Origin of the sequence: Rhodobacter sp. 24-YEA-8 (assembly GCF_900105075.1) — a bacterium.
Classification (GTDB): domain Bacteria; phylum Pseudomonadota; class Alphaproteobacteria; order Rhodobacterales; family Rhodobacteraceae; genus Pseudogemmobacter.
In genome coordinates this window covers 175,924-190,466 of the sequence record NZ_FNSK01000003.1, presented here as the reverse complement: position 1 = coordinate 190,466, position 14,543 = coordinate 175,924, and the positions used below count along the sequence as shown (strand labels likewise).

The 14,543-nt window shown below is 63.9% G+C and carries 12 protein-coding genes; 3 read left to right on the top strand and 9 right to left on the bottom strand.

Features of this window, described 5'->3' with window-relative positions:
* Positions 1-23 precede the first annotated feature (23 nt).
* On the top strand, positions 24-1,928 hold the full coding sequence (locus BLW25_RS19950; protein WP_092903413.1) for a sensor histidine kinase: 1,905 nt from the start codon (positions 24-26) through the stop codon (positions 1,926-1,928).
* Here BLW25_RS19950 and BLW25_RS19945 read toward each other — a convergent pair.
* Positions 1,920-2,756: a transglutaminase-like domain-containing protein gene (locus BLW25_RS19945; RefSeq protein ID WP_366268531.1), complete on the bottom strand. Its 837-nt coding sequence runs from the start codon at positions 2,754-2,756 to the stop codon at positions 1,920-1,922. The two genes, BLW25_RS19950 and BLW25_RS19945, sit on opposite strands and share 9 nt — an antisense overlap.
* Before the next feature lie 169 nt (positions 2,757-2,925).
* Here BLW25_RS19945 and BLW25_RS19940 point away from each other — a divergent pair, with 169 nt between their 5' ends.
* Entirely contained in the window at positions 2,926-3,222 is a 297-nt protein-coding gene (locus tag BLW25_RS19940; protein ID WP_092903412.1) for a PRC-barrel domain-containing protein, read from the top strand.
* 60 nt (positions 3,223-3,282) lie between these two features.
* The gene (locus BLW25_RS19935) at positions 3,283-3,771 is read left to right on the top strand and encodes a YciE/YciF ferroxidase family protein (RefSeq protein WP_092903410.1); all 489 of its coding nucleotides are present in this window, start codon (positions 3,283-3,285) and stop codon (positions 3,769-3,771) included.
* A gap of 58 nt (positions 3,772-3,829) precedes the next feature.
* Here the strand turns inward: BLW25_RS19935 and BLW25_RS19930 are convergent, their stop codons facing one another.
* The 8 genes from BLW25_RS19930 to BLW25_RS19895 form a co-directional block, all read right to left on the bottom strand.
* Positions 3,830-4,081 carry a GlsB/YeaQ/YmgE family stress response membrane protein gene (locus BLW25_RS19930; protein ID WP_092903409.1) on the bottom strand — a complete coding sequence of 84 codons (252 nt, stop codon included), beginning with the start codon at positions 4,079-4,081 and terminating at the stop codon, positions 3,830-3,832.
* Positions 4,082-4,324: 243 nt separating this feature from the next.
* Entirely contained in the window at positions 4,325-5,554 is a 1,230-nt protein-coding gene (locus BLW25_RS19925; RefSeq protein ID WP_092903407.1) for an NAD(P)/FAD-dependent oxidoreductase, read from the bottom strand.
* The gene (gene pdeM / locus BLW25_RS19920) at positions 5,555-6,244 is read right to left on the bottom strand and encodes a ligase-associated DNA damage response endonuclease PdeM (protein WP_092903405.1); all 690 of its coding nucleotides are present in this window, start codon (positions 6,242-6,244) and stop codon (positions 5,555-5,557) included. It abuts the gene before it with no gap.
* Entirely contained in the window at positions 6,237-8,633 is a 2,397-nt protein-coding gene (locus tag BLW25_RS19915) for a ligase-associated DNA damage response DEXH box helicase (RefSeq protein ID WP_092903403.1), read from the bottom strand. The genes pdeM and BLW25_RS19915 overlap by 8 nt, the downstream gene beginning before the upstream one ends.
* Positions 8,630-10,183 carry a cisplatin damage response ATP-dependent DNA ligase gene (locus BLW25_RS19910; RefSeq protein WP_092903401.1) on the bottom strand — a complete coding sequence of 518 codons (1,554 nt, stop codon included), beginning with the start codon at positions 10,181-10,183 and terminating at the stop codon, positions 8,630-8,632. The genes BLW25_RS19915 and BLW25_RS19910 overlap by 4 nt, the downstream gene beginning before the upstream one ends.
* Positions 10,180-11,175 (bottom strand): ligase-associated DNA damage response exonuclease, encoded by a 996-nt coding sequence (locus tag BLW25_RS19905; protein ID WP_216279439.1) that lies wholly within the window; start codon positions 11,173-11,175, stop codon positions 10,180-10,182. Before BLW25_RS19905 ends, BLW25_RS19910 begins: the two co-directional genes overlap by 4 nt.
* Positions 11,172-13,220 carry a catalase gene (locus BLW25_RS19900; RefSeq protein ID WP_092903399.1) on the bottom strand — a complete coding sequence of 683 codons (2,049 nt, stop codon included), beginning with the start codon at positions 13,218-13,220 and terminating at the stop codon, positions 11,172-11,174. The genes BLW25_RS19905 and BLW25_RS19900 overlap by 4 nt, the downstream gene beginning before the upstream one ends.
* 146 nt (positions 13,221-13,366) lie before the next feature.
* Entirely contained in the window at positions 13,367-14,431 is a 1,065-nt protein-coding gene (locus BLW25_RS19895; protein ID WP_253188597.1) for a hypothetical protein, read from the bottom strand.
* Between the last annotated feature and the right edge of the window lie 112 nt (positions 14,432-14,543).

The window sequence follows — 14,543 nt, the reverse complement described above, 5'->3', positions numbered from 1 at the left end:
GGTTCGGTATCTTGCGGTGACCCATGGCTGAACGCCTGTTTTCGGGAAACGACGAATTCTTTGGTACCGATGACGCCATAAGGGATGTCCGGGCGGCCATTCTCTCGGTGGATTGGGGAAGAACTGCGGCGGGGCCTGTGGGGGCATGGCCGCTGGCCTTGCGTTATACGGTCAGAACGATGCTCTATGCTGCCTCGCCGATGGCGGTTCTGATCGGCCGGGAGGGCGTTGTCGTCTGCAATGATGCAGCGCGCGAGATCTTCGGGGATGCCTGGACGCAGGCGCAGGGCAGGCCGGTCTTCGAGTCCCTGCCGATCGCGCGGAAATTCTATCGCGACAAGATCGACGACGCCTTTCGCGGCAAAAGCCACAGGCTGAAGGACCAGCCGATCAGGCTGATCCGTGACGGTGCGGCGACCACCTGCTGGTTCAATCTGGGGCTTTCGCCGATCATCGGCGACGATGGCGAGATCTTCGGCACTTTGATGGCCGCGAGCGAAACCACCACCCATATCCGCACAAAGCGCGCGCTGACCCTTGCGCAGGAACGCGTGGAGGTCGCGCTTGAAGCGGGGGGAATTGTCGGGACATGGGATTTCGACGTCCGAACCCGCAAGATGATCATCGACGGCGCCCTCGCGGAACAATATGGCATCCCCTCTGCCGAGGCGCGGTCGGGGATCGTCATTGAGACCCTGTTCGAAAACCTGCATGAAGAGGACAGGGGCCGGGTTCTGGCGGCGGTCGATGAGGCCGTGGCGAGTGGCGCGAACTTCCACAGCCGGTTCCGCACCATCACCCCCGATGGCATATTGCACTGGTATGTCGCCTCCGGCCGCCCGATCCTCGGCGAGGCGGGCGGCATATCGGGCTTCGCCGGGATCGTCATCGACACCACAAACCAGTCCGAGGTCACAGCGGCGCTGGAGGCCAGTAACCTGCGCTTCGATACGCTGGTCGAGGCGATCCCGCAGATCGTCTGGAGCACGGACCCTCGTGGCAATCATGACTTCTTCAACCGGCGCTGGTCGGATTTCACCGGGATCGAACCTGATGAGATCACGCCGGAACTCTGGACCGAGCTGGTCCATCCCGAAGACCAGGACAGGGTTCAGTGCGTCTGGAAGGAATGTCTGAAGACCGGCAGGCCTTACGATATCGACTATCGTTTCCGGCACCAGCGCGACGGTTATCGCTGGCTGCGCGTCATTGCTCTGCCCATGCGGGATGCGCAGGGAAGGATCACCCGCTGGTATGGCACCTCGACCGATATCGAAGATGCCAAGCTGCTGGAGACGGAGCGCGAACTGGTCAATCGTGAACTCGACCACCGGATCGGCAATCTCTTCGCGCTGGTGAACGGGCTGATCAGCCTCTCTGCGCGGGACCAACCGGGGTCGGAGCCTTTCGTGCACGATATCAGAGAGCGTCTTGGCACGCTTCACAAGGCGCACCGTCTGATAAAGGCGGCGGGAAAGGACGGCGCCATTCCCTTCCGACAGGTGTTGGAGGACATTCTTGCCCCCTATGCGCAAAACGGTGAGAGCAGGGGGGTGATCACAGGAGACAGGCTTCAGATCCGCGCGGACTCGGTCTCCTCCTTTGCCCTCGTTTTCCACGAGCTCGCAACGAATTCGGCGAAATACGGCGCAATGGCCTTGCCCGGTGGCAAGCTCTTCATCGCGCTGCGTCTGGACGCCGCCGGGGTAAGCGTCGAATGGCGCGAGAAGGGCTCGCGCGAGAGAGACGGGGGGGCAGGCGGGGCGCCCGATAAGCACGGTTTCGGCTCGAAACTCTTAAGCGCGGTTGTCGAGGGACAGTTTCGCGGCACGTTCGAGCGGCTGCTCACCCCGGAGGGCATGTGTCTCACGCTCAGATTGCCGCGGGATCTGTTCGACCTGGACGCTTCCTGGCCGGCATCACTGTAACGCGGGAAAGCCTGCTTCATGTGCTTCGTCGGTCCATACCCTGAACATGGTCAGTTGATGCGGCCCGAAGGAATGGATCAGAGGAATATCGGTCGCATCCCGTCCGCGCGCGATCACGACACGGCCGATACGTGGCTCATTGTGGCGGGCGTCGAGGGTGAACCAGCGGTCCTCCAGCCAGATCTCGCACCAGGCGTTGAAATCCATTGGTGCCGGGTTCGGGGCCACACCGATATCGCCGAGGTAACCATTGGCATAGCGAGCCGGGATGTTCATGCAGCGGCAGAGTGTGATCGCGAGATGGGCAAAATCACGGCAGACGCCGACCCTCTCCCGCCAGGCCTCTGCTGCGGTGCGGGTTGCCCGCGCATGCTCATACCCGAAGGTGAGGTGGCTGTTCACATAGTCGAAAATAGCCCGTACCCGCGTCCAGCCTGGTGCCACATTGCCAAAGAGCTCCCAGGCCTGCGCCATCATGAGGTCGGTTTCGCAGTAGCGGCTGGCGAGCAGATAACCGAGAGCCTCGTCCGGTAAATCGCTGACGGAGCATTCTTGCGCCGTCTCGTCCCATTGATCGGGCCGGCCTTCCACCTCGACCAGACTGTCACGCGATAGGCGCATCGCACCGGCAGGCGCAGTCAGCCGCAGGCAGGAATTGCCATAGGGGTCGATATATGTCCGGTTTGGGACTGAAGGCTCGATCTGCACCCCGCTGCTCCTGACCATGTTTCCGGCCAGATCCGGATGTGGGTCCAGCAGCGCGATCACTTCTGTTGGCTGACCGCAGGTGATCTCGATCTCATATCCCAACCTGATAAGCACATTCATACCCCGCACATGACAGAGGAAGAACGTTTCCGGGCGAGGCAGGTTCCGATGCGGGGATATGCGGCGGGCCCTGGCAGAGTCCCGCCGATGACGGTGGTGGGTTCGGAACCGGGTCTCCGGGCAGGACGTTTCCCTTGCACGAGTGTTTTGAGTGAAAGGAGAGAATGCCATGGACCACACCAGACATATCCGCCTGAACGACACCGAACTGACCGAGGCTGTCCTGAACGGAGCCACCATCTACGGCCCCGGCGATGAGAAGATCGGCCATGTTTCCGAAGTACATGGGCAGGGCAATGCCGCTCAGGTCGTTGTCGATGTCGGCGGCTTCCTCGGCATCGGAGCGAAGCCGGTTTCTGTGCCTGCGCGTGACCTCGAGTTCATGCGCGATGGGAGCAATGCCGTCCATGCGGTGACCCGCTGGACCAAAGACGAGCTGAAGGCACTGCCGGAACATCGCCACTGATCAGGGACGTATTTGCCGCCCGCCCGCCGGGGGTGAGCGGCTCCACCCAGGGAGGACTTCATGAAGACGCTTCAGGATGCCTTTGAGCATACGTTGCAGGATATCTACTGGGCCGAGAACGCGCTCTTGAAGGCGCTGCCCAAGGTTTCGAAGTCTGTTAACAATGCCGAACTGAAGGCAGCTTTCGATGATCACCTGACCGAGACGAAGGGCCATGTCGCCACGCTGGACAAGGTGTTCAAATCCATTGGCAAGAAAGCCTCTGGCGAGAAATGCGATGCCATGGCCGGCCTTCTGAAAGAGGCCGATGGGCTGATCGAAGAGGCCGAAGGACACGCGCTTGACGTGGCGCTGATCGGAGCTGCGCAGGCTGTCGAGCATTACGAGATCGCCCGATATGGCACCTTGCGCGAATGGGCGAAGGTTCTGGGACATGATGAGGCCCATACCTTGCTCGGCTCCGTTCTCGATGAGGAAAAGGCTGCCAATGCGAAGCTGACCGCGCTTGCGGTCATGGCCGTGAACGAGGCCGGCAACAAGCGGAACTGATCTTGCAGGGGGCGGCCCCGGACCCTGGGGCCGCCAGATCCTGGGCCGCCAGTGCAGATCAACGCCGGACGGCGCGGGCACCCCAGATCAGGATGCATGCGCCGACGGCTCCGGCGACCAGATAGCCGAGCCAGCCTCCGAACGAGACCCCCAGCAGGCGGAAGAGAAACCGTGCGACTGCGGCCCCGATGATGCCGAGCAGGACGTTCAGGAAGATGCCGGTATCGGACTTCATGAAACTCGATGCGATCCAGCCGGCAAGGCCGCCGATGATGATGGCTGCGATCCAGCCGATGCTTTCATTGTCCATTCATCCCTCCTGTTGGTTGGTGCTTCCCACGATATGCCCCGGGAGGCTTTCGGAAAACGCGCTCGCATCGCTCAGGTTCCTTCGGGCACTGCATGATCCACGATGCGAGGGAACCTCCGAAAGATCCGGGCGTTGCCGGCTAAGGGATTGCATGCGAGGAGACATGTCCGAAAGCACGACAAAACGCGGGATCTTCAAGGGGTGGGAGCGGCTCAGGAGCCGCTTCCGGAAGTCGAGGCCCGATCAGCGATAGCGGAAGATTTCCGCGTCAGGATCCGGCTTGCCGGCAATCGCGCTCGCGATAATCTGCGCGCCGATCATCGAGAAGGTGATGCCGTTTCCGCCAAATCCCATGACGGAATATATCCGCTCGAACCCCGGCACCCGGTCGATGATCGGCAGCCCGTCATCGGTGACACTGAACGGCGCCGACCACGTATAGGCGGGCTTGCCGATCTTCACCCCGGTCAGATCGTGCAGTTTCTGCGCGATGGTTCTGGCCTTCTTCGCCAGCTTCTTCGGGTCGGAATTGGTCTCTGACGCGTCCTCATCCTCACCGCCCGCAATGACGCGCCCGGCTTCGTCTGTGCGGAAGTAGAGGTATGGCTCGGCTGCCTCCCAGGTGATGGTATCGCGCATCCAGTCGGGCAGCTCAGAGATCGGTTCGGATGCCAGCGCCCAGGTCGAGGTGACGTGATGCGATTTCGTCTTCATCTGCGGCAGATATTCATAGCCGGTGCAGAAAACCGCGTGACCGGCGACCAGAACCTCTCCCTGGCTAGTGGAGAGCGCGATACCCGAGGGAAGTTCAGCCATATCGGTGATCTCGACCGGCGAGACGATCTGCGCCTTCCTGGACAGCGCCGCCAGCAAAAGACCGGCCGTCAGCTGCGCCGGATTGGCCGAGGCTGAGGCATCTGACCAGATGGCCGCAGTCCGATCCATGCCGCAGCGCGCCATGAGATCTGCGCGTTTCAGATAGTCGGCACGGATGCCGATCTCTGCGCGGGCCTTCGCCTCATTCGCCAGTGCCCTTGCGCCCAGATCATTTCCCGCAAGGTAAAGCGCGGGTTTGGCGCGCATCTGGCAGTCGAGTTTCAGCTTTGTGGCCAGGCTGACCAGATCTTCCACCGCGCGCACGGATCTGAGCCAGGCCCTGTCGGCATGGTCCTTGCCGATTTTCTTCCGCAGCCGTGTCAGCGGCACGTCGATCTCATGCTGGATCATCGCGGTCGAGGCCGGGGTAGAGCCACGAACGGCCGGGCGGCGGTCAAGGATCAGCACCGATTTCCCCGCCCGCGTCAGCGCCTCGGCTACCAGGGCGCCGGAAATCCCTGCGCCCACGACGATCAGGTCGAAACGGTCGCGGGTCAGCGCGCTTTGCGCATCAACCTTCGAATGCGGCGTCTTCACCCAGAAGGGGGTGCCGATGCGCAGGTCATCCTTGCGGGTGTTCGCTTTATGCTTCGCCATTCATGCCTCCTTTGAAAAGGTTCTGAGAGAGCGTTGTTTCCGGACGGTCGGTATAGGCAGAGCAAAGACCCGCTCCGCGCAAGCCAGCGCGATGCCCCCAGTGGCCAGCGGCGCGAATGCCGGATGGCCGATATCGAGCCCCCCGGTATAAGTGCCGAAAGCGGGCAGGATCAGATGCGCCTGGGACAACACGAAACAGCGAAACCGCCGTCCGGCGAGCCGGGTCGAGGGGTGCATATGGCCGGAAATATCAGGGCCCGTTGCCGCGATGTGGCGCAAGGTGATGACCCCCGGCAGGTCCGGCAACCATGCTCCGGGCAGATCCTGCACGCTGGTGCGCAGGTCATGGTTGCCCGCTATCCATAGCCAATCCCGCCCGGCTGCGAGCCGCGCGACAGCGGCGGTTTCGCGTGCCGCTAACTCGCTTGCGGCGAGATCGTCGTCAAAGGCATCACCCAGAGACACCACCCGCGCCGGGTCAAGCGCGGCAATCTCGGCGGCCAGTCGCGCCAGCGTGTCCGTGTCCCCGAAGGGCGGTAACAGCGTGCCGCCGCGCCTTGCATAGCGTGCGGAGCGGCCAAGATGCAGATCGGCGACGACCAGCGTTTGCCGGGCAGGCCACCAGAGGGCGCCGGAGGACCGGGCAAGGAAATCCTCGCCCGCAAAGCGGAAGGCGTAGCCCTCAGTCATCGTCCCGCACCTCGTCCAGCCCGGCCTCATGCATCAGGTCCTGGGCCATCTTTTCTGCCAGTCGCAGTTGGCCTTCACCGGCCAGCCTGACGCGCCCCAGTTCCAGAAGCAGCGGCGCAGCGAGGGGTGAGACGCGGGGCAGGACCTTCATGTCGAGATGGGAGTTGCGGGCGAGCATGTCAGCGATACGGTCGAAATCGATCAGCCCACGCCGGGCCTCGTCGCGCGTCGCGCGCAAAAGGATGTGGTCCGGATCATGGCGGCGCAGGGTGTCATAGATGATATCGCTGGAAAATGTCGCCTGTTTGCCGGTCTTGCGCGCGCCGGGGCGGTTGCGCTGGATCAGCCCGGCGATGGTCGCCACCGCGCGAAAGCTGCGTTTCATCAGCGAACTCGCGGCGATCCAGTCTTCCAGTCCCTGTTCAAGGCCGGTCGCGCTCAGCAGTGGCGCGACGTCGGTGACGGGCTGCAGCGAGGTGATCATCAGCGCGTGATCCGTCGCCAGGAACCCCAGCGGATCAAGGCCGAGTCCTTCCATCTGGCGGGTCACAAGAAGGCCCAGCGTCTGATGCGCGTTCTGCCCGGCGAAACCGTAGATCACCAGATTCCAGCGGTCCGCGCGCGGAAATGTCTCACATAGCAGTGTGCCGGGGCGGGGCAGTGTGCTGAACCGCGCTTGCAGCGCCAGCCAGTCGCGGATCCCCTGCGGCAGTTCTCTGTGGCGGTCGGGATCGGCAAGAGTGGCGAGCATTCTTTGCGACAGCTCGGTCGAGGTGGCGAATTTCAACCCCGAGAAGGTGGCGATTTTCGGGTCGCGCCCGGGGGTGGGCGTGACCTCAATCACCAGATCGCGGATGCGGTCATAGCGCAGCACCTGACCGCCCAGGAGGAAGGTGTCACCGGGCGAAAGGCTTGCGGCGAATGTCTCTTCGATCTCTCCCAGCGGGCCACCGCCTCGTCCCCGCCGGCGCACCTTCAGCTTTTCGGCCTCGGTAATGGTGCCGATATTCATGCGCAGATCTCGGGCGGCGCGCGGATCGCGCAGTTGCCATCTGTTTTCCCGCAGAACCAGCCGCTGCCAGCGTTCATAGGATGACAGCGCATAGCCGCCGGTGGCCGCAAAATCGAGACAGGCGTCGAAATCGGTCCGCGACAGGCCGGAATAGGGGCCGGCCGTGATGACCTCGGCATAAAGCTGACCTGCGTCAAACGGTCCGGCGCAGGCGGTCAGCAGGATCTGCTGGATCAGCACATCCAGCGGCCCGGGGCCGCGTGGCTCACCATCGAGTTCGCCCGCCCGCGCGGCCTCAAGTGCGGCGACACATTCGATGACCTCGAACCGGTTCGCGGCCACGATCCGCGCACGCGAAGGCGCGTTGTAGTGGTGGTTCGCCCGCCCGATCCGCTGCACGAGGCGCTTGATATTGCGCGGCGCGCCGACCTGGATCACCAGATCGACATCGCCCCAGTCGATCCCCAGATCAAGGCTGCCGGTCGCCACCACGGCGTGCAGGGCGCCCGCCGCCATAGCCGCCTCGACCTTTTGCCGGGCCTCGCGTGCCAGCGCCCCGTGATGCAGTCCGATCGGCAGCCCTTGGTCATTCGCAAGCCAGAGCGCCTGGAAGAACAGCTCTGCCTGGGCGCGGGTGTTGAGAAAGATGATCGTGGTTTTCGCCGCCGCCACCGCCTCCAGCACATCAGGCACCGCATAGCGCCCGCCGCCCCCGGCCCAGGGCGGCGGCTGGCGGGTGGGCAGCAGCGCGATGTCGGGTATGGGGCCGGGATCAGCCTCCAGCACTGCTGTCGCGCCCATGAATCTTGCCAGCGCAGCGGGGTCTTCGACGGTGGCGGAAAGCCCGGTCGTCTGCACCCCGGGCGCGAGGCTGCGCAATCGCGCAAGGCACAGCATCAGCTGATCGCCCCGCTTCGACTCCGCCAGCGCGTGCAACTCATCCAGCACCACGCGCTTGAGGCCAGCGAACATCCTCAAAGCCTCGGGCCAAGACAACATCAGCGCCAGCGATTCCGGCGTGGTCAGCAGAATCTCCGGCGGATCAACGCGCTGACGGCGGCGCTGGCTTGTGGGCGTGTCGCCCGTGCGGTCCCCAACGCGGATCGCCAGATCCATCTCGGAAATCGGCCGGGCCAGGTTGCGCTCGACATCCGCCGTCAGCGCCTTCAGGGGAGAGACATACAGCGTGTGCAAGCCCTTACGCGGGTTCAGGTGCAGATCGACGAGCGAGGGCAGAAACCCCGCCAGCGTCTTGCCGCCGCCGGTTGGCGCGATCAGCAGCGTGTCTTCCTGCGCCTGCAACAGGGCAAGCTGATGCGGGTGCGGCTGCCATCCATTCCTCGCAAACCAGTCAGTGAAGAGCGGGGGCAGCGTCACAGCATCGCCCTCAGCGTCTCCAGCCGATCGGCCTCGATGGCGGGTTTGTCCCAGCGGATGCGCGAAATGCGCGGGAAGCGCATCGCCAGCCCCGATTTGTGCCGGGGCGAGGCATTCAACCCCTCAAATGCCACCTCGACCACCAGCTCGGGCGCAAGCTGGCGCACGGGTCCGAAACGCTGCACCGTGTGTTTGCGCACGAACCGGTCCAGCTCGCGCAGTTCTTCATCGGTAAAGCCGAAATAGGCCTTGCCGACGGGCACAAGTTCGGCGCCATCCCACAGACCAAAGGTGAAATCGCTGTAAAAACCCGAGCGTTTGCCGTGGCCTGCCTGCGCATAAAGCAGCACCGCATCGACCACCTTCGGGTCGCGTTTCCACTTGAACCAGGGCCCGCGCGGGCGGCCTGCGATATAGGGGCTGTCGCGGCGCTTGATCATTACGCCTTCGATCACCTCGGTATGTGGGGCGGCGCGCAGGGCGGCAAGCTCTTCCCAGGTTGTGAAAGACAGGATCGGCGACAGGTCGATCCTGTCCGCGTCGAATGTCGCAGCCTCCAGCCTTTCGCGGCGCAGCTGCAGCGGCAGCGCACGCAGGTCTTCGCCCTCCCAGGTCAGGATGTCATAAAGGCGCAGGGCGGCGGGATGGGTTTCACGCATCTTTGCGCTGACTGCTTTGCGCCCCAGCCGCTTTTGCAGATCGCCAAAGGGCGCAACCTCGGCCCCTCGCCGGATCAGCAGCTCGCCATCGACCGCGCCTTCGAACTCCATCGCCGCGACGATCTCGGGGAAGGCGGCCCCGATCTCTTCGCCGGTGCGGGAATAAAGGCGACGCTCGCCCCCCTCGGCCACCGCCTGCACGCGGATGCCGTCCCATTTCCATTCGGCAAGGTAATCGGCGGGTTCGAGGGGGGCCAGTTCTTCGGGCGTGACCGGAGTTGACAGCATCACCGGCCGGAATGGTGCCTGGACAGGCGCAGGTGGCGGGCCGCCGTCCAGCCAACCAAACAGCGGCAGATAGGGCGGGATCAGCCCGTGCCAGATCTCCTCGACCTCATCGACGCTGCGAACGGTGCCCATCGCCAGAGCGGTGCGGGCAAGCCGGGCCGAGACCCCGACCCGCAGATTGCCGGTGGCAAGCTTCAGAAGCGCCAGTCGCTCGGGCGGCGTAAGGCGGTCAAGCAGATCCGCGATCACCCCTGGCAGCGCCATCTTGCCTGTTTCGCGCAAAAGCGTGACGGTATCGGCGACGGACACATCTGCATTCGCGCCGCTGGCCTCACCCGGCCAGATGAGAGAAATCGTCTCGGCCAGATCGCCGACGAAATCGTAAGACAGCCGGAAGAGCTGTTCATCCACCCGATCCGCCGCCAGCCGTTTCAGCATCGAGGGCGAGACTTGCCGCAGATCAAGGCCCCCAGTCAGCACAGCCAGCGCATAGCCGCGATCCGGATCGGGCGTCGTCTGGAAGTACTGAGAGAGGATGGTGAGTTTGGCATTGCGGCCCGGAGTGAATGCAAGCCGCTCCAGCAGACGGGCAAAGGCTTTCATTCCGGCTCATCCTCATAGCCGATCAGGCGGAGCGGCCGCGCCGGGATCCCCTCGATCTCGCACCAGCGCATCAGCCCGTCTTCGGTGCCATGGGTGATCCACACCTCTTCGGGGGTCAGGTCCAGGATGGTTTGCGTCAGTTGAGGCCAGTCGACATGGTCGCTGATGACCAGAGGCAGCTCTACCCCGCGCTGACGGGCGCGGGCGCGCACCGTCATCCAGCCCGAGGCATAGGACAGGACCGGATCGCGGAACCGCTGGACCCAGGGGGAGGCAAAGGCCGGGGGTGGTGCCAGCACCAGTTGCGCCGCACCGGCGTCGGTGGCGGGAACGAGGGGGCCAAGGTCGATCCCTTGCTCAACGTGGTAATCGCAAAGCCGCTTCAACGCGCCATGGATGGCGATGGGGGAGTGATGCCCGGCGGCGCGTGCCAGCGCGATCACCCGCTGCGCTTTCCCGAGCGCATAGGCGCCCACCAGATGCGGGCGGTCGGGAAATTCCGCCATGCTGGCGATCAGCCGACCGGCCTCGACCATAGGGTCGGGGTGGCGAAAGACCGGAAGGCCGAAGGTCGCCTCGGTGATGAAGACATCGCAGGCGACTGGCTCCCAGGGCTGGCAACAAGGGTTTGGCGTGCGGCAGTAATCCCCCGAAATCAGGATGCGCGGCCCGCTATCGGGGGTGATCAGGATCTGCGACGATCCCAGCACATGGCCCGCCGGATGAAAGCTGACCGTGACGTGCCCGATCCGGGTTGGCCCTTCGGCAATCTGGCGGCTGGCGGTGAAATCCTCGCCGTAGCGGATCGCCATGATGTCGAGCGTCTGGCGCGTGGCCATCACCGCGCCATGGCCGGGCCGGGCATGGTCGGAATGGCCATGGGTTACTAGGGCACGGTCGACCGGGCGGAGGGGGTCGATGTAGAAATCGCCAGGGGCGCAGTAAAGCCCCGCTTCGGTGGGATAGACGATCTCCTCTGCCCGCAAGCTCATGCCAGATCACGCAATCCCGCTTCGCGCGCCCAGTAGCGGCGTTTGGCCGTATCGGGCAGATCCTCCCACGGCCCGACCCCCTCGCCATCCTCGATACCGGCGCGGGTCAGGATCACGCTCGACCCTTTGCAATGGCCGATGGCCTTGAGATGGGCGAAAGCATCCATGACAAAGCCGATGGCCGCACTGTCTCGCGCCAGCTTTTCGGCCTGATCCGGCATCAGTATCATCGCAATCGCGTCGAACAGAACCGAAGGGCTGCCGGCAAGCTGTCCGTCCGGGGTGATTGTACCGCCCTTCAGCTTCAGCGGCCCCACTTTGGGCGCGATGGTGAAAACCGTGCCGCCTTCGGCCTCGATGGCCCTGGTCAGCTTGTCGATCCCGGCCTTGTCCGACCCTTCGGCGATCAGGAGGCCGGCCTTGCGGCCCTTGAGCGTCTCATGCCAGTTTTTCTGGATCGAAAGCGCCTCCGACGGGTCAAGATCCAGCGGCTCTCGGAAGGGTTTGGCGGGCGCGGGCAGGTCGATGCCAAGCCCATCGGCGACCCGCGCGCCGAGATCCTTCTCGATCAGTTGCAGATGCGACAGCACCCGTTCGCGCACATGATCCAGCCCGACTTTCGACAACTCAAAGACGAAGGCCGAGGCGATATGCGCCTGCTCATTCTCGGTCATGGATCGCCAATACATGCGCGGCTGGCTGTAGTGATCGCCGAAGGTTTCAGAGCGGATGCGCAGCGTGTCTCCTGCAACTGCCTCGCGGGCGCTGACAAAGCCCTCGGCACTGGCGCGCGGTCCGGGATCCTCGCCCGCCTGGTCGAGGCTGTTCGGCTCGTAATTCGCGCGGCCCTTCGGCACCTGTACCTGCATCAGCCCGTCGCGCATCATATTGGCATAGGGGCATTTCGGCGCATTCACCGGGATCTGGTGGAAATTCGTCGTGCCGAGCCGCGATTTCTGCGTGTCAAGGTAAGAGAACAGCCGGCCCTGCAACAGCGGATCATCGCTGAAGTCGATCCCCGGCACGATGTTCGAGGGCAGGAAGGCCGCCTGTTCATTCTCGGCGTAATGATTGTCGGGGTTGCGGTTCAGCACCATGCGACCGACCACCCGCAGGGGCACGATTTCTTCGGGGATGATCTTGGTGGGGTCTAGCACGTCATAGGGCAGACTGTCCGCCAGTGCCTGATCAAAGACCTGCACAGCGAAATCCCATTCGGGGAAATCCCCGGCCGCGATGGCCTCATACAGGTCGCGTCGGTGGTAGTCGTTATCCGCCCCCTGCAATTTGGCGCTTTCGTCCCAGATCAGCGATTGAGTTCCCAGAACCGGGCGCCAGTGGAATTTGACGAAACTGACCTTGCCCTCGTCATTGACGAATTTGAAGGTGTGGACTCCGAACCCTTCCATCATGCGCAAGGATCGCGGGATGGCACGGTCTGACATCGCCCAGATCACGGTGTGCAGGCTTTCCGGCATCAGCGAGACGAAATCCCAGAACGTGTCATGCGCCGATGCCGCCTGCGGATAGCCGCGATCGGCCTCCATCTTGACCGAATGCACGAGGTCGGGGAATTTGATCGCGTCCTGGATGAAAAAGACCGGGATGTTGTTGCCGACTAGATCCCAATTGCCCTGATCGGTGTAGAACTTCACCGCAAAGCCCCGCACGTCGCGTGGTGTGTCGACCGAACCCGCGCCGCCTGCGACGGTCGAAAAGCGTACGAAAACCGGGGTTTCCTTGCCCTTCTCCGAAAGAAGGCTCGCCCTTGTCAGTTCAGGTATCGGGTCGGTGCAGGTGAAGACCCCATGCGCCGCCGAGCCACGCGCATGGACGATCCGCTCGGGGATGCGCTCATGGTCGAAATGAAAGATCTTCTCGCGCAGGAGAAAGTCTTCCAGCAGCGTCGGGCCACGCGCGCCTGCACGCAGAGAATTCTGATTGTCGGAAACCGGAATGCCGTGGTTCGTGGTCAACAGAGCGCCGCCGCGCTGCTGCGTCTCACCCGCATTTCCGGTCTTGGTGTCGTAGGGTGTTCGTGCCATCTGTCCTGCCTCTCAAAGGTGGGAAGGGGTGGCGCTGTGGGGCCCATGTCCTGTGTGGGCATCTCCGAGGCCCGTGGCGCCGGCTCTGTCGTGAGGCGGGGCGCGCGCCGGATCAGCGCGCGCGCCCCGCGAACTTTTGTCGGGTTTCAGAGGCGGTAGCTGAACCCGCCCCAGATACGGCCCTCGTCGCGATGACGTCCCCCGCGCACGGCCCCCGAGACGGCTGCCGCACCCGCGACCAGAGCAGCCGCCGTCAACAGGAAGGCGGTCAGGATCGCGCTTTTGCGGGCGGTCTCGGCCGCAGCGATTGCAGCCTCTTCGGCCTCTTTCGCCAGACGCTCGGCTTCTGCCTGCGCCTCGGTTACTGCGGCCTCTGCCTTTGAACGCGCGTCTTGTACGGCTTTTACCGCCTCGTCCACGCGCGCCTCGACCTCGGCTTCGGTCTGTCCGGTGCGCCGCGCGACGGCGGCGACGAGGAAGGCACGATCTCCCTCTGAGATCTCGCCGGTCCGCAGAACATTGCCCAGAACGAGACCGCTCTGGCGCGCGAGTTCGGCGTCATCCATCGACGGCGTGCCCGGCGAGGTGGTGCCGTCCGCCTGTTGCACGCCCTGACGCATGGCGCCGACTTCGGGGCGCATCAGGGTGTTGTTGATATAGTCCATCAGCCCCTCATCTGCATCATCTGGAATAGCTGCGCCCACTGCTTGCGCCACCCCCTGAACAGCGCCGCCGACAGCATTGCCTGCGCCCTGAACCACGCCCCCGACGGCTGCTACGGTCGCTGTCGCTGCCGTGCCGACCGAGGAAACTGCGCCGCTGATGGCACCCGCGGCCATCCATGCCGTCACCAGCATGCCAAGGCCCCAGACGACGAGGCCATTGATGCCGTCGCGCGCCACGACCTCATCGCTCGATGCATCATCGACGCGCCGCCGCATCCGACCGGCAATATAGCCGCCGGCGAGATAGCTTGCGACCAGCGTGATGACGAGCCAGAGCGCCGTCACGATCAGCCACAGATTGAACGATCCCTCACCCGGCTCAGCCGAAATCGTCGAAAGGCCCAGAGCGGCCCCGAATGCGGTGAAGAGGCCGGCCGTCGCCGCAGCAACAACCGCGCCGCCGAACACTGCGGCCCAGTCGATATAAGCCCCACCGGTCTCGTGACGGGGTGCCGAGGCTGCGGTCATGGTTTCTGTTCGTTCCATTTCAGCCCCTCCTCAGCGCAGGCCAAGAAACGACAGGATGGCAAGAACCACGACCACAAGGCCGACCAGATAGATGATGCTGTGCATGAACGTCCCTCCCGAAAATGCCTGT

Excerpts from the sequence above, each read along its gene's own strand:
- BLW25_RS19950 (WP_092903413.1), top strand. The coding sequence starts at position 24 with ATGGCTGAACGCCTGTTTTCGGGAAACGACGAATTCTTTGGTACCGAT.
- BLW25_RS19945 (WP_366268531.1), bottom strand. The coding sequence starts at position 2,756 with ATGAATGTGCTTATCAGGTTGGGATATGAGATCGAGATCACCTGCGGT.
- BLW25_RS19940 (WP_092903412.1), top strand. The coding sequence starts at position 2,926 with ATGGACCACACCAGACATATCCGCCTGAACGACACCGAACTGACCGAG.
- BLW25_RS19935 (WP_092903410.1), top strand. The coding sequence starts at position 3,283 with ATGAAGACGCTTCAGGATGCCTTTGAGCATACGTTGCAGGATATCTAC.
- BLW25_RS19930 (WP_092903409.1), bottom strand. The coding sequence starts at position 4,081 with ATGGACAATGAAAGCATCGGCTGGATCGCAGCCATCATCATCGGCGGC.
- BLW25_RS19925 (WP_092903407.1), bottom strand. The coding sequence starts at position 5,554 with ATGGCGAAGCATAAAGCGAACACCCGCAAGGATGACCTGCGCATCGGC.
- pdeM (WP_092903405.1), bottom strand. The coding sequence starts at position 6,244 with ATGACTGAGGGCTACGCCTTCCGCTTTGCGGGCGAGGATTTCCTTGCC.
- BLW25_RS19910 (WP_092903401.1), bottom strand. The coding sequence starts at position 10,183 with ATGAAAGCCTTTGCCCGTCTGCTGGAGCGGCTTGCATTCACTCCGGGC.
- BLW25_RS19905 (WP_216279439.1), bottom strand. The coding sequence starts at position 11,175 with ATGAGCTTGCGGGCAGAGGAGATCGTCTATCCCACCGAAGCGGGGCTT.
- BLW25_RS19900 (WP_092903399.1), bottom strand. The coding sequence starts at position 13,220 with ATGGCACGAACACCCTACGACACCAAGACCGGAAATGCGGGTGAGACG.
- BLW25_RS19895 (WP_253188597.1), bottom strand. The coding sequence starts at position 14,431 with ATGGAACGAACAGAAACCATGACCGCAGCCTCGGCACCCCGTCACGAG.